This window comes from Acidobacteriota bacterium, from assembly GCA_030774055.1.
Classification (GTDB): Bacteria; Acidobacteriota; Terriglobia; order Terriglobales; family Acidobacteriaceae; genus JACPNR01.
Genome location: JALYLW010000011.1, coordinates 1 through 13,848, shown reverse-complemented (window position 1 = coordinate 13,848; position 13,848 = coordinate 1). Strand labels below are relative to the sequence as shown.

Annotated in this window: 11 protein-coding genes; 8 read left to right on the top strand and 3 right to left on the bottom strand. The window is 63.2% G+C overall.

Translation table 11 applies throughout. The features are described from left to right. The first annotated feature begins 31 nt into the window (after window positions 1–31). A complete protein-coding gene (locus M3P27_01035) occupies window positions 32–1,015 on the top strand; it encodes a hypothetical protein (protein MDP9266894.1) in 984 nt (327 codons plus the stop codon). A 24-nt stretch (window positions 1,016–1,039) separates the two neighbouring features. Here M3P27_01035 and M3P27_01030 read toward each other — a convergent pair whose 3' ends face one another. Continuing rightward, the gene (locus M3P27_01030) at window positions 1,040–2,575 is read right to left on the bottom strand and encodes a leucyl aminopeptidase (protein MDP9266893.1); all 1,536 of its coding nucleotides are present in this window, start codon (window positions 2,573–2,575) and stop codon (window positions 1,040–1,042) included. Window positions 2,576–2,676: 101 nt separating this feature from the next. Next, window positions 2,677–3,204, bottom strand: a complete 528-nt coding sequence (gene smpB / locus M3P27_01025; protein ID MDP9266892.1) for an SsrA-binding protein SmpB — start codon at window positions 3,202–3,204, stop codon at window positions 2,677–2,679. A 172-nt stretch (window positions 3,205–3,376) separates the two neighbouring features. On the opposite strand from smpB, the gene M3P27_01020 reads away from it, so the two are divergent. The 7 genes from M3P27_01020 (at window position 3,377) to M3P27_00990 (ending at window position 13,230) form a co-directional block, all read left to right on the top strand. Then, entirely contained in the window at window positions 3,377–5,794 is a 2,418-nt protein-coding gene (locus tag M3P27_01020) for a type II and III secretion system protein (protein ID MDP9266891.1), read from the top strand. Then, window positions 5,795–6,268, top strand: a complete 474-nt coding sequence (locus M3P27_01015; GenBank protein MDP9266890.1) for a type II secretion system GspH family protein — start codon at window positions 5,795–5,797, stop codon at window positions 6,266–6,268. Between the two features lie 15 nt (window positions 6,269–6,283). Then, on the top strand, window positions 6,284–6,694 hold the full coding sequence (locus M3P27_01010; GenBank protein MDP9266889.1) for a prepilin-type N-terminal cleavage/methylation domain-containing protein: 411 nt from the start codon (window positions 6,284–6,286) through the stop codon (window positions 6,692–6,694). Between the two features lie 37 nt (window positions 6,695–6,731). Further along, complete coding sequence (hutU, locus tag M3P27_01005) at window positions 6,732–8,417, top strand: urocanate hydratase (GenBank protein ID MDP9266888.1); 1,686 nt, start codon at window positions 6,732–6,734, stop codon at window positions 8,415–8,417. A gap of 1 nt (window position 8,418) precedes the next feature. After that, on the top strand, window positions 8,419–8,949 hold the full coding sequence (locus M3P27_01000; GenBank protein ID MDP9266887.1) for a hypothetical protein: 531 nt from the start codon (window positions 8,419–8,421) through the stop codon (window positions 8,947–8,949). 84 nt (window positions 8,950–9,033) lie between these two features. Further along, window positions 9,034–10,305 (top strand): imidazolonepropionase, encoded by a 1,272-nt coding sequence (gene hutI / locus M3P27_00995; protein MDP9266886.1) that lies wholly within the window; start codon window positions 9,034–9,036, stop codon window positions 10,303–10,305. Between the two features lie 153 nt (window positions 10,306–10,458). Beyond that, complete coding sequence (locus tag M3P27_00990; protein MDP9266885.1) at window positions 10,459–13,230, top strand: M1 family metallopeptidase; 2,772 nt, start codon at window positions 10,459–10,461, stop codon at window positions 13,228–13,230. Here the strand turns inward: M3P27_00990 and yihA are convergent. Then, on the bottom strand, window positions 13,113–13,736 hold the full coding sequence (gene yihA, locus M3P27_00985; GenBank protein MDP9266884.1) for a ribosome biogenesis GTP-binding protein YihA/YsxC: 624 nt from the start codon (window positions 13,734–13,736) through the stop codon (window positions 13,113–13,115). The genes M3P27_00990 and yihA overlap by 118 nt on opposite strands. Between the last annotated feature and the right edge of the window lie 112 nt (window positions 13,737–13,848).

The window sequence follows — 13,848 nt, the reverse complement described above, 5'->3', positions numbered from 1 at the left end:
CTGCGCGCCCCCGCCAGGCGAAGGAGCCCGTGTGTCCAGAGCTGATGTGTTTGTCCATGAGAACATCGCCCCCCTGCCGGGCCAGTTCCACGCGTTAGCAATTCGCGAGGACGTGCTTTACAGCGACGCTCGCGGCCGCCCGAAGAACACCCTTCGCAAACAGGCGGAAAAGATCCTGCCCAAGCTGGAGCCGATCCTGGGGAAACTATTACAACCGGGCGAGTCGATCTTCTACGTCGCGCGGATGAACACGCCCATCAGCGTTGCGGAGCAACTCACCGCGGGTTGGTTTCTGCATCGCAGCGTCGTGGTGGTGATGGTGTTCACCAATGAACGCGTGATCTGCCTGCCGGTGACCTATGCAGGGGCGCCGAAGGGAAGCGCGCGCGTGATCGCATACCCGGCACTGGCCGCGGCCAAGGTGGGTGGCGTGCTTTCGAAAGTGCTGGAACTGCGTTACGGCACGGGGAAGAAAGACCGCTTCTGGAGGTTGAAGCGGCGGGATGCGAAGAAGATAGCGGTGCTGCTGCGGGTTTTCACCGCACAGAACACCGGCGCCACGGTTTCCGCGGGCCTGGTCTCGTTATGCCCGGAATGTTTGCAGGCACTCACGCCCCAGGTTTATCAGTGCGCTGGTTGCGGGCTCGTCTTCAAGGACGAGCGCACTATGCGGAAGCGGGCGTTGCTCATCCCCGGTGGCGGCTACTTCTATAGCGGCGCAACCGGCATGGGAGTGCTGGCGGTGATCGCCGAGGTCTACCTTGTGGCGGAGCTGCTTTTCCTGACGTTGGCATTCTTCGGCGCGTTCGCTCTGCCTGCGGAAAAACGCTCCGAGGCGCTGATCGGCGTCGGCATCGTCATGATATTTTTCCTCGCCGCGCTGGGCTTCGAGAAGCTGGTGCAGATAAACCACTGCAAGCGGTTCATCCGCGACTTCATCTCGACGGGAGAGAAAAAGCCCATCCTGGTTGCGACCGGCGCTGCGGCCGGCGCGACTGCCTCCGGGATGCGTTAGAGCCCCACGTCGTTGTCCAAGCGGCTACGGCGCGCCATTCGCCGCGACGTCCCTCACGAACTCCACCAGCGAGCGCACCGCGATGCCGGTTGGTCCCTTGGCGATCCAGCTCTTGTCCTGCTCCATCCACGCGACGCCCGCGATGTCGAGGTGGATCCACGGCGTCTCATCCACGAATTCCTTGAGGAACATGGCGGCGGTGACGGCGCCGCCCCAGCGTCCGCCGGAGTTCACGATGTCGGCGATGCCGCTCTTGATCATTTCCTGGTATTCGGGATCGAGTGGCAGCCGCCACATCTTCTCGCCCGCACGCTCGAGCGCGTGGCGGAAGCGCTCGTACATGGCGTCGTCATTGGCGAAGACGCCGGCGTTGATCATGCCGAGCGCCACCACGCACGCACCGGTGAGCGTGGCCGCGTCGATCAGGTGCGTGCAGCCGAGCTGGCGCGCGTAGAACAATCCGTCGGCCAGCACGAGGCGGCCTTCGGCGTCGGTATTGATGATCTCGATGGACTTGCCGCTCATCGCGATTTGCACGTCGCCCGGCTTTTGCGCGTGCCCGCTGGGCATGTTCTCCGACGCGCACACGATGCCAATGACCTTCACCTTCGGTTGCAGCAGCGCGATGGCGCGCATCGCACCGATCATCGCCGCGCCCCCGGCCATGTCGTACTTCATCTTCTCCATGCCGTCCGATGGCTTGATGGAGATGCCGCCAGAATCGAAAGTGATCCCTTTTCCGACGAGGCCCAGCACCGGCTTCTCCGGCGCTCCGGGCGGCGTGTAGGTCATCACGATGAGCGCGGGTGGCTCGTCCGAGCCTTGCGAGACCGACCAGAACGCTCCCATCTTCAATTCGCGGATCTTCGCTCCGTCGAGCACCTCGCACTTCAAGTGCGGCGACTTCACCGCCTCGCACATCTTCTTCGCGCGGTCGGCAAGCATCGTCGGAGTCATGCGGTTGCCGGGCTCGTTGACCAGTTCACGCGTGAAGTTCTGCGATTCGCCGATGATGCGTGCCTGGTCGATGGCCGCCTGCAGGGCCCTCTGATCGCCGCTGGATGACGCCGGCGCCACGACGCTCATCTCCTGCATGGCCAGGTCTTTACGGTCGGACTTATAGGTGTCAGGATCAAAGTCGCCGACGAGCGCGCCTTCCACCACCGAGCGGACGGAATCCGCCATGCCCGACTGCGGCGTCATCTGCAATTCTGGCGCAACGAAGGCGAAGCTCTTGATGCCCTTCGGCTTGAGGAAGCGGACAGCCGTCCCCGCCATCTTGCGCAGCTCGTAGGACGAAAAATCCTTCACCTTGCCGCCGCCGATCACCAGCAGACGCTTGGCCTTGAGGCCGGCGGGACGGTGCAGCATCACGGCCTCGAACATCTTGCCCTTCACCTCGCCGGACGCGATGAGTTCGGCCGCGGCGGCATCGAGCGCCGCGTCGGCAGGGGAGAGCTGGGGAGCGTTCTTGTCTTTTTCGCCGTGGTCGAGCGCGATCACGGCAAGGCATTCGGTCTCGAGTTGAGCTGCGCTGCTGGTAACAAGGGTCGTCTTCATAAGAATCTCTTTTCACCACGGAGACACGGAGGCACGGAGGGAATCACTTTCTTTCTTTTTCTAGCTCCGTGTCTCAGTGCCTCCGTGGTGGGTGTAGGTATCTAACTCTTTCTCGACCTGGCAATCGCTTCACGCGCTTCTTTGTCGGCCGTCCTGCGGCGCTCGGTCTCGCGCTTATCCCAAAGCTGCTTGCCCTTGGCCAGCGCGATCTCACACTTCACTCTCCCGCGCCGGAAGTACAGCCGCGTAGCGATGAGCGTAAAGCCCTTCTGCTGCGTCTTGCCGATGAGCTTCCGCAACTCTTCTTTATGGACAAGCAGCTTGCGAGTGCGCAGCGGGGCGTGCCCGGAGTAGCCGGCATTCTCATAGGCCCCGATGTGGGCGTTGAGCAGCCAGAGCTCGCCGTCTTTGATCAGGCCGTAAGCGTCTTTCAGGTTCGCCCGGCCTCCGCGGATAGATTTAACCTCGCTGCCGGTGAGCACCACGCCGGTCTCGAACTTCTCCAGCAGGAAATAGTTGTGGCTGGCCGCGCGATTGACCGAGGCATCGCGCTCGCCCGCGGCCACGGGGTCGCGCTTCGGGTTCTTGGGCGCGCTCGGCTTGGTCTGGTGGGCTGATTGGCGGGCCATGGAAGTGGTCGCTGACGCGGAATCTTGCATCGTAACACAGGCGGAATCAGCGGCTTGGGCTCACATCCGCGGAGCCGGTGTTATAATCTGCGATTCGCTCGAGCACTCGTCTCGCGCCTGCAGAGTCGCGCGAAAATCAGAACGGAGATTCCGCCCCGTCGTCTAACACCTAATGAAGCGCCTGTTCCAGTCCGCAGCGCTCCTGCTCGTCCTCTCGCTCGCCGGCGCGCCGCTGCTCGCCGAGGATTCGGCTAAGTCCCTCTACAACAAGGGCAAAGACGCCGAAACGCGCAACGATTACGAGCAGGCCTTCGTGTACTTCCGCCAAGCCTGGGAGAAAAAGCCCAAAGAGGTGAAGTACCGCATCTCGATGCAGCGCACGCGCTTCCTGGCCGCCGCTTCGTACGTGCATCGCGGCCAGTTGCTGCGCGATAAGGGACAGCTCGACGAAGCGCTCCAACTCTTTCTCAAGGCCAAAGAGATCGACCCTTCCAGCTTCATCGCTGACCAGGAAGTGCGGCGGACGCAGGCGGTGATCGACGCTTCGCGGAATAATCCCGGGAGTGAGCTGCCTGCGACCGTCCCGCAGAAGAGCCAACTCTCCAAGCGCATCGAGGAGGCGGAGGGCCCAGTCGAGCTCGCTCCCATCGCCGACACGCCCATCACGCTGCGCATGACGGAAGACACCAAGGTCATCTACGAGACCATCGGCAAGCTGGCGGGCCTGAACGTGATGTTCGATCCCGATTACACTTCGCGGCGCTTGAAGATCGACCTGAACGGCGTGACGCTGAACCAGGCGCTCGACATCCTCGCGCTCGAATCGAAGACGTTCTGGCGGCCGGTCACGCCCAACACCATCTTCATTGCCAGCGACACGGTGGCGAAGCGCAAGGAATTGGAGCAGAACGTAGTCAAGACGTTCTACCTCACCAACCTCTCCTCGCCCACCGAGCTGCAGGATACGGTGAACGTCATCCGCACGCTCGCGGAATTGAGCAAAATCCAGCAGATGCCCTCGGTAGGCGCCATCTTGGTGCGCGGCACGCCCGACCAAGTCGCACTCGCCGAGAAGATCATCAACGACATCGACAAGGCACGGCCGGAAGTGGTGATCGAGGTGGCCGTGCTGCAGGTACGGCGCGACAAGCTGCTCGATCTCGGCATCACACCGCCCACCAGCGTGACCGGACAGCTCAGCGATAACCTGCCCACTACCACGACCACCAGCACGGGCACGGGAACAAGCAGCGGGACCGGCACCACGACCACCACGAATCCGCCGGGCTCGATCAATCTGAATAGCCTGGCCAGCCTGAGCGCGAGGAACATCGTGCTCACCATCCCGGCGGCGACGGCGAACTTTCTCTACAACGACTCCACCACCAAGGTGATCCAGAATCCGCAGATCCGCGCGCTCGATGGCGCGAAGGCGTCGCTCAAGATCGGCGACCGCGTGCCGATAGCGATAGGCTCGTTCCAGCCCGGCATCGGCGGCATAGGCATCAATCCGCTGGTCAACACGCAATTCCAGTACATCGACGTCGGCGTGAACATCGACGTCACGCCGCGCGTCCATCCCGGCCGCGAAGTCACACTCAAGATCATGCTCGACATCTCTTCCGTCACCTCGCGCGTGAATATCGGCGGCATCGACCAGCCGGTCATCGGACAGCGCAAGATCGAGCACGAGATCCGCCTGAAGGAAGGTGAGGTCAACCTGCTCGGCGGCATCCTGGAAGAGGATGACATCAAGAGCCTGAGCGGCCTGCCCGGACTCTCGCAGATCCCAATCCTTAAGTATTTCTTCTCCACGACCAATAAGGAACGCGTCGAGAACGAGATCGTTTTCATGCTCACGCCGCGCATCGTGCGCGCGCAGGAACTCACCGAGATGAACCTGCGCACGGTGGACGTGGGCACCGGCACCGCCATCGACCTGCGCCGTGCCAGCCGGACGCAGCCGGCCGGCCCGAAGCCTACGCCGATGACCTCGCCAGGTCCCGTCCAGCAGGCGCCCGCCGTTAGCGGACAGAACGCTAGCGGACAGAACGCCAGCGGACAGAACGTTAGCGGACAGAACGCTAGCGGACCGATGCCGCCGGCGCCGCCTCAGCGGGCCCCAACCGGCGCGAAGCCGTCGCCGGCCATCACTGGAGCGCAGCCCGCGCCCGGCAGCGTGGGCTTCCGCTTCGATCCGGAGATACTCACGCAGACCGTAGGCTCCACCTTCGCCCTCAATGTGGTGATGAGCTCCGGAGTGGACGCCTGGCAGGTGCCGGCGCAGATCATCTACGACGCGAAGACGCTGCAGCTGGTCAACGTGTCGAATGGCGGATTGCTCTCGAAAGACGGCCAGCCGGTCGCGCTCGTCCATCGCGACGATCCCGCGAGCGGCACGCTGCAAGTCTCCGCCACACGGCCGCCGCGCGCGGAAGGCATCACCGGCACTGGCGTGGTCTTCACGCTCACGTTCGTGGCCAAGGCGCCGGGGCAGAGCACCGTCTCCATCGCGCGGCCTGGCGTGCGTAACGCCGCCGGACAGTTCTTTCCGGCAAGCCTCGCGCAGGCGCAAGTCACGGTGAAGTAGATGTTGCCGCTCTTTAAGCCTGCGCGGGGAAGATCGTGGCGCGGTTTCACGCTCGTCGAACTGATCGTCGCCATCACGATCCTGCTCATCCTCACCAGTGCGGCGATCCCCATCGCGCGCGTCCGCATCAAGCGTGAGAAGGAACGCGAGCTGCGCCGCGACCTGTGGGAGGTGCGCGACGCCATCGATAGATATAAAGATGCGGCCGACCGTGGCGCCTTCCAGATCAAGCTTGGGTCAGACGGTTATCCGCCCGACCTCGAGACGCTGGTCAACGGGGTGGACGTGCAAGGGAAGAAAGTGCGTTTCCTTCGGCGCATCGCGGTCGATCCGATGACCGGCGCGACGGAGTGGGGACTGCGCTCCACGCAGGACGATCCGAAATCCACCTCCTGGGGTGGACAGAACGTCTTCGACGTCTACACTAAGTCGAACGACACGGCTTTGGACGGAACAAAGTATTCTGACTGGTAACATAGGTTCGCGCCCATGAAGTTCGCGCACATGAAACGCCGCAGGTCACAAGCCGGCTTCACCCTGCTCGAGATGATCATCGTGATCTCGATCATCCTCATCCTGGTATCCATCGCCATCCCCAACTACGTCACCTCCACGGCGCGCGCGAAAGAAGCCGTGCTGCGCAATAACCTCTTCACCCTGCGCTCGACCATCGACCAATACACCATGGACAAGCAGCAGGCGCCGCAATCGCTCGACGACCTCGTCAGCGCCGGCTACCTGCGCTTCATCCCCAAGGACCCGCTCACCGGCGAGGCCAACTGGGAGGTGGAACAATGCGAGACCTATCTCTCCATCGACCAGTCCCAGACCGGCATCTGCGACGTCCACTCCGCCGCCAACAATCAATCGAGCGGCGGCGCCGCCTACAGCACCTGGTGATTGCGCGCCACGCGCACGTCCACGTAACATCTTCCTGATGGCGACGATCACCGAGACTCCGATCACCGCATCGAACTACACGCCCATCCAGGCGCCGCGCGGCAACGTGCTTTCCTGCAAGGGATGGCAGCAGGAAGCCGCCATGCGCATGCTGATGAACAACCTCGACGAGGAGGTAGGCGAGCGCCCGCGCGACCTCGTGGTCTACGGCGGTACGGGACGCGCCGCGCGCAGCTGGCAGGCCTACCACGCCATCGTCGCCGCGCTCAAAGACCTGGCCAATGACGAGACGCTGCTGGTGCAATCCGGCAAGCCCGTCGGCATCTTCCAGACGCACGACTACGCGCCGCGCGTGCTCATCGCGAATTCCAACCTCGTGGGCCACTGGTCGAACTGGGACACCTTCAACCAGCTCGAGCGCGCCGGACTGATGATGTACGGCCAGATGACCGCCGGCTCGTGGATCTACATCGGGTCGCAGGGCATCGTGCAGGGAACCTTCGAGACCTTCGCCGCCGCCGCCGACAAGCACTTTGGCGGCGACCTCAGCGGCAAGCTGGTCGTCTCCGGAGGCATGGGCGGCATGGGTGGCGCGCAACCTCTCGCGGCCACCATGGCCGGCGCCGCCTTCCTCGGCATCGACGTCGACGCCGAACGCATCAAGAAGCGCCTCAAGACCGGCTATTGCGATTTCATGGTCAACACGCTCGACGAGGCGTTGCGCATCCTGAAGAACGCGGTGCGCAAGAAGGAAGCCGTCTCCGTCGGCCTGGTCGGCAATTGTGCGGACGTCATTCCTGAACTCGCCGCCCGCGGCGTTGTCCCTGACCTGCTCACCGACCAGACCTCCGCCCATGATCCGCTGAACGGATACGTCCCGAATGGGATGCCGCTAGACGAGGCGCTCAAGCTGCGCCAACGCGATCCCAAGGCTTATGAAGACGCCTCGCTGGACGCGATCGCGCGCCACGTCGAGGGCATGCTCGCTTTGCAGAAGATGGGGGCCGTCACCTTTGACTACGGCAACAACATCCGGACGTTCGCCTTTCAGCGTGGTGTGAAGAACGCGTACGACATTCCGGGGTTCGTGCCCGAATACATCCGGCCGCTCTTCTGCGAGGGCCGCGGACCCTTCCGCTGGGTGGCACTCTCCGGCGACCCGGCGGACATCGCCGTCACCGACGACCTGGTGCTCGAACTCTTTCCCCACAATCGCATCCTCGACCGCTGGATCAAGCTGGCGAAGAAGCGCATCAAGTTTCAGGGATTGCCCGCGCGCATCTGCTGGCTCGGTTATGGCGAACGCGCGCAGTTCGGCCTCGCCATGAACGACCTCGTCAAGAAAGGGAAGCTCAAGGCGCCCATCGTCATCGGGCGCGACCACCTCGACACCGGCTCGGTCGCTTCTCCCTTCCGCGAGACCGAGGCGATGAAAGACGGCTCCGACGCTGTCGCTGACTGGCCGCTGCTCAACGCCCTGCTCAACACCGCTTCGGGTGCGAGCTGGGTCTCCATCCATAACGGTGGCGGCGTGGGCATCGGATACTCGCTGCACGCCGGCCAGGTCTGCGTGGCCGACGGCACCGACGCCATGGCCAAACGCATCGAGCGCGTGCTCACCAACGATCCCGGCATCGGCATCGCGCGCCACGTGGACGCCGGCTACGACGAAGCGAAAGACACCGCGCGAAAAAAAGGTGTCAAGATCCCGATGGGAGGTTAGGTTGTTTCCCTCGCTGCTGTTGCTATTGCTGTTCCAGGGAGCGCGGCAGCCATCGCCGGCGAAACCCGTCCAGTATCTTGCTCCGGCTGCCTTCTCGCGCGTGCCGGAAGCGATTCGCGCAGACCTGGAGCGCCGAGGGTGCGGTATTCCGCAGGCGTTGGAGAGAGGACCCCACAACGTGATATCCGGATCCTTTGCGCGACCGGGACAGACAGATTGGGCGATTCTTTGCTCCACGCACGGTCAGTCGCGTGTGCTTGTGTATTGGGGCGGGCGCGCGCGTTGTAAGTCCGACCTTCCCGTCACGCGTGACGAGGATTCCATGCAGCAGATGGGCGAAAACGAAATGGCGTTTTCGCACAAGATCGTTTCAGCCAGCCCTGGAGACATCCAGCGACACGCTCGCGATTACCAGGCTTCGGTCCCATTTCGAATCGAGCACGACGGGATCGATGATGGCTTCGACGGCAAGGCCTCTGTGGTTCGCTATTGCCGGCTGGGGGAGTGGCACACCTTGCAGGGTGCCGACTAGTGCCGCTTCCCATAAACATCACCCAACTCCTCACCCTCCGTGTCTCCGTGCCTCCGTGGTGGGTGTTTGTGCGCAGAGGCGAGAATGCCCGTTAACGCCCTTCTCCTCACCAACATCACCCAGCTCCTCACCCTGCGCGGCACCACCAAGCCTCGCCGCGGGCCGGAGCTGAACAACGTGGGCGTAATCGCAGATGCAGCCGTGCTCTGCGCCGGCGGGAAAGTCATCTCCGTCGGACGCACCAAAGACGCGCTCAAAGATCCTGCCGTCAAAAAGCTCAAGAAAAAACTCATCGAGCTCGACTGCGCCGGCAAGGTCGTGCTGCCCGGATTCGTGGATTCGCACACCCATCCCGCCTTCACCGCGCCGCGGCTCATCGATTTCGAGAAGAGAATCGCGGGCGCGAGCTACGAAGAGATAGCCGCGGCCGGCGGCGGCATCCGGTCGAGCGTGGACGCGCTGCGGAAATGTTCCCCGGCTCAGTTAACCGCTTCCGTGTTGGGAGCGTTTAACCAGATGGCGGCGCAGGGGACCACGACCGTCGAAGCGAAGTCGGGTTACGGGCTCAGCACGGAGGCGGAGTTGAAGTCGCTCGAGGCCATCCGCACTGCCGCCGCGCGCTGGCCCGGCACGGTCGTTGCCACCCTAATGGCCGCGCACGTTGTCCCCAAAGAACACGCCGGCAAGCCCGACAAGTACGTGGACGAGATCATCAAGCAGATGATCCCGGCGGTGAAGAAACGGAACTTGGCGCAGTTTGTCGACGTATTCATTGAGCGTGGGGCGTTCACCCAGGCACAAGCGGAGCGCATCTTCGAGGCGGCCCAGAAGGCCGGCCTCGGCGTGCGCGCTCACGTTTGCCAACTCTCGCCGTCTGAACTATGGCCACTGCTGCGCTTCCAACCATCCTCTTTCGACCACATGGACTACGTGAACGACGAAGACATCCCGCAACTCGCCCGCCGCGATACGGTCGCGACGCTCGTCCCCGGCGCGAACTATTTCCTCGGACTGCGCGAGTACCCGCCCGCGCGCAAGCTCATCGATTCCGGCGTCGCCGTGGCGCTCGCCACCGACTACAACCCCGGCACCTCGCCCACCGCCAGCATGCCGTTCATCCTGTCGCTGGCGTCTACGCAGATGAAGATGAAGCCCGCGGAAGCCATCGCCGCCGCCACCATCAACGGCGCGCATGCGTTGCGCCTGGCCGAGCGCAAGGGAAGCCTCGAGCCCGGCAAAGACGCTGACCTCGCCGTCTTCGACGTGAAGGACTACCGCGAGATACCCTATTGGTTTGGCACGAGTTCCTGCACCACCACCATCATCGGTGGACAGATTCTCGACTCAGCTCACTGAAACCTTCACCACGGAGACACGGAGACGCGGAGAAGGACAAGAACAGGAACAGCGGAACAAATCAAAAACAAAAACAAAAACAAAAAGGACCTCCGTGCCTCTGTGTTTCCGTGGTGGGTTTTGAACTGATCGAATAAAAGAAGGGAACCACCCATGCGCCGTTCCGCACTCCTGCTCTTCCTCTGCACCGCCACGCTCGCGCTCCACATGGAGGCACAGCGCCTGCCAGACACGGTCACCCCGCACCACTACATCCTCAAGTTCTCGCCCGACCTGAAGACGGCGAAGTTCTCGGGCGAAGAGACCATCCACGGCGACGTCAACCGCGCGACGAAAGACATCGTCCTCAACGCGCTCGAGATCGAGTTCCAGCTGGTCACCATTCAGGCGCTACCCTCTGGCCCGGTGCAGACGGCCAGGGTCTCGCTGCAACCGGAAAAAGAGATGGCTACGCTCTCGGTTGACCAGGAGCTGCCGCAAGGTCCGGTCGAGATCAAGATCAGGTACACCGGCATCCTCAACGATCAGTTGCGCGGCCTGTATCTGAGCAAAGGGTCGAACCGGGATTACGCGGTCACGCAGATGGAGCCCACCGACGCGCGGCGCGCCTTCCCCAGCTGGGACGAGCCGGCCTACAAGGCGCCGTTCGACATCAGCGTGGTCGTCGATCAGGGCGACACGGCCATTTCGAACGGACGCATCAAGAAAGACGAGCCTGGCCCCGGGCCCGGCAAACGCACCATCACTTTTGCGATGACGCCGAAGATGTCCACCTATCTCGTGGCGCTCGCCGTCGGCGACTGGAAGTGCAATGAGGGCGAGATGGACGGCGCTCCCATCCGCATCTGCGCCACGCCCGACAAGGTGCACCTCACCGGTGAAGCCCTGACGGCGGCGAAATCCATCCAGCATTACTACAACCAGTGGTATGCGACGAAGTATCCGTACGGCAAGCTCGACGTGCTCGCCGCGCCCGACTTCTCCGCCGGCGCGATGGAGAACACCGCCCTCATCGTCTACCGCGAGATCTTGCTGTTCGTGGATCCGAAGTCCACTTCGTCCTCCCTGCAGAAGACGGTGTGGGACGTGCTCGCGCACGAGATGGCGCACCAGTGGTTCGGCGACCTCGTCACCATGCAGTGGTGGAACGACATCTGGCTCAACGAAGGTTTTGCCACCTGGATGAGTCCCAAGCCGGTGCGCGCCGCGCATCCCGAGTGGAACAACCAGATGGACGAGGTCGATAGCGCCACTAACGCCATGAACGTGGATTCGCTCGTCGCCACTAGGCCCATCCGCCAGGACGCGACTACCTCCGCCGAGATCGGCGAGCTCTTCGACGGCATCGCCTATGAGAAGACCGCGGCCGTGCTGCGCATGCTCGAAGGCTATGAAGGCGCCGCCGCCTTTCAGCAGGGCACCAACGCTTACCTCGAGGCCCATAAGTACGCCAACGCCACCGCGGAAGATTTCTGGGGCGCACAGACCACGGCATCCGGCAAGCCCATCGACAAGATCATGGCGAGCTTCGTGCTCCAGCCCGGCGTGCCGCTGGTGAACGTCGAGGCGAAATGCTCAGCCGGCAAGACCAGCGTTGCCGTCACCCAGCAACGCTTCTTCAGCGATCGCCTGGCGATGGAAAAAAGCGACAAAGGTTCGGGCGACCAGCTCTGGCAGATCCCTATCTGCCTCAAGTATGGAGCGAAAGGCAAGGCGGAGACCAAGTGCGAGCTGGTGACTGCAAAGCAGGCCACCATCACGCTGCCGGCGTGCGCCGAGTGGGTCTACGGCAACGCCGACGCTCGCGGTTACTACCGCGCCGCTTACTCGCCCGCTTCCTTCAAGCAGCTGATGGCGGTCGCGGCCACAAAACTGTTGCCGCAGGAGCGGCTCGCGCTGGTGGATAACCAGTGGGCGCTGGTCCGCAGTGGGCGCAGCAGCGTTGGCGACTTCCTCGAACTCACTCAGGCGCTGCGCAGCGACCGCGACCGCGCTCTATGGGAGAACATCACGGCGCGGCTGAGCACCGTCAAGCGTTACCTCACCACGCCGGAAGATAGTGCGCAGTTCCGCGCCTTCGTCGCATCACTGTATCGTCCCATGCTCAACGAGCTGGGTTACGCGCCGAAGCCGGGCGAGAGTGCGGACACGCAACAGCTCCGCCGCGAGGCTTTCAGCGCGCTCGCGCTGGTGGCGGAAGATCCCGCCGCCATCGCCAAGGGAAAAGACATGACCCAGCAGGAGATTCGGCAGCCCGGCTCCGTGGACGCCGAGCTGCTGAGTGTCGCCGTCTCCGCGGCGGCTCGCTTCGGCGACGCCGCGCTCTATGACCAGTACCTCGCCGCGCTCAAGCAGGAGAAAGAACCCGAGCGCCACTACGACTTCCTCTACGGGCTCACCCTCTTCCGCCAGCCCGAGCTGGTCAAGCGCAGCTTCGCGATGGCGGAGGGACCCGACATCCGCAATCAGGATGCGACCGGCTTCGTCAACTCGCTGGTCGGCGATCCCTACAACCAGCAGCAGTCGTGGGAGCTGTTCAAGCGTGACTGGCCGCAGCTCGAGAAGAAGATGTCGAGTTACGTCCGCGGCGAGAGTGTGCGCGTAGCCAACACGTTTTGCGATGCCGGCATGCGCGATGATGCCAGGCAGTTCTTCGAATCGAAGGGGAATCCCGGGTCGCGCACCTTCCGCCAGACGATGGAGCGGATCGCTGGCTGCATCGACTTGAAACAGCAGCAGCAGCAGAAACTCTCCGCCTGGCTCAGCGAGCACGGTGGTGGGAAGACGCGTGCGGCGAACGTCCCGCCTTACTCCCCGCCGTCCGCTTCGTTCGTCGCCTCGAAGATCATCTGCCACAACTCCTTCAGTCCGGCGCCCGTCTCGGCGGAGAAGGGGAGCACCGCACCCACCTCATGTGCCACTTGAAGTTCTGTCAGTGACGCCCTGAGTTTATTGTGCGATAGCTTGTCTGCCTTCGTCCCCACCATGAGGAACGGACGCTGATGCTGGCGCAGCCACGTGATGAGCTGGTGGTCGCTGGGCTGCGGCGGGATGGACGAATCCACCAAACAGACGCACAGCGCGAGCGTCTCGCGGTCGCGCAGGTAAGGCTCGATGAAGGTGGGCCACTCCGCCGAGATCGATTTCGAGATCTTGGCGTAACCGTATCCCGGCAGGTCGACGAGCAACAGCTCGGGCTCAGGTTTTGCCGTCTTTGTATTTCCGGCGTCAAAGTTTATTCCGAAGAAGTTGATGGTCCGCGTGCGGCCGGGCGTAGAACTCACGTGCGCCAGCTTGCCCCCGGCAAGCGCGTTCAGCAGGGACGACTTGCCCACGTTGGAGCGTCCGGCAAAGGCGATCTCCGGCACGGTGGGCGCCGGGAACTTTGCCGGATCGACGGCGGACGTCAGGAACTTGGCGCGGACTTTCATCGGAAGGCAAACCTACCACAGAGGCACAGAGGCACGGAGTTGCACAGAGAAGGACAAGGCCCGCATCGCTGCGGGCCTCTCGGTACTCGGTACTCGCAACTCGGTACTCGCC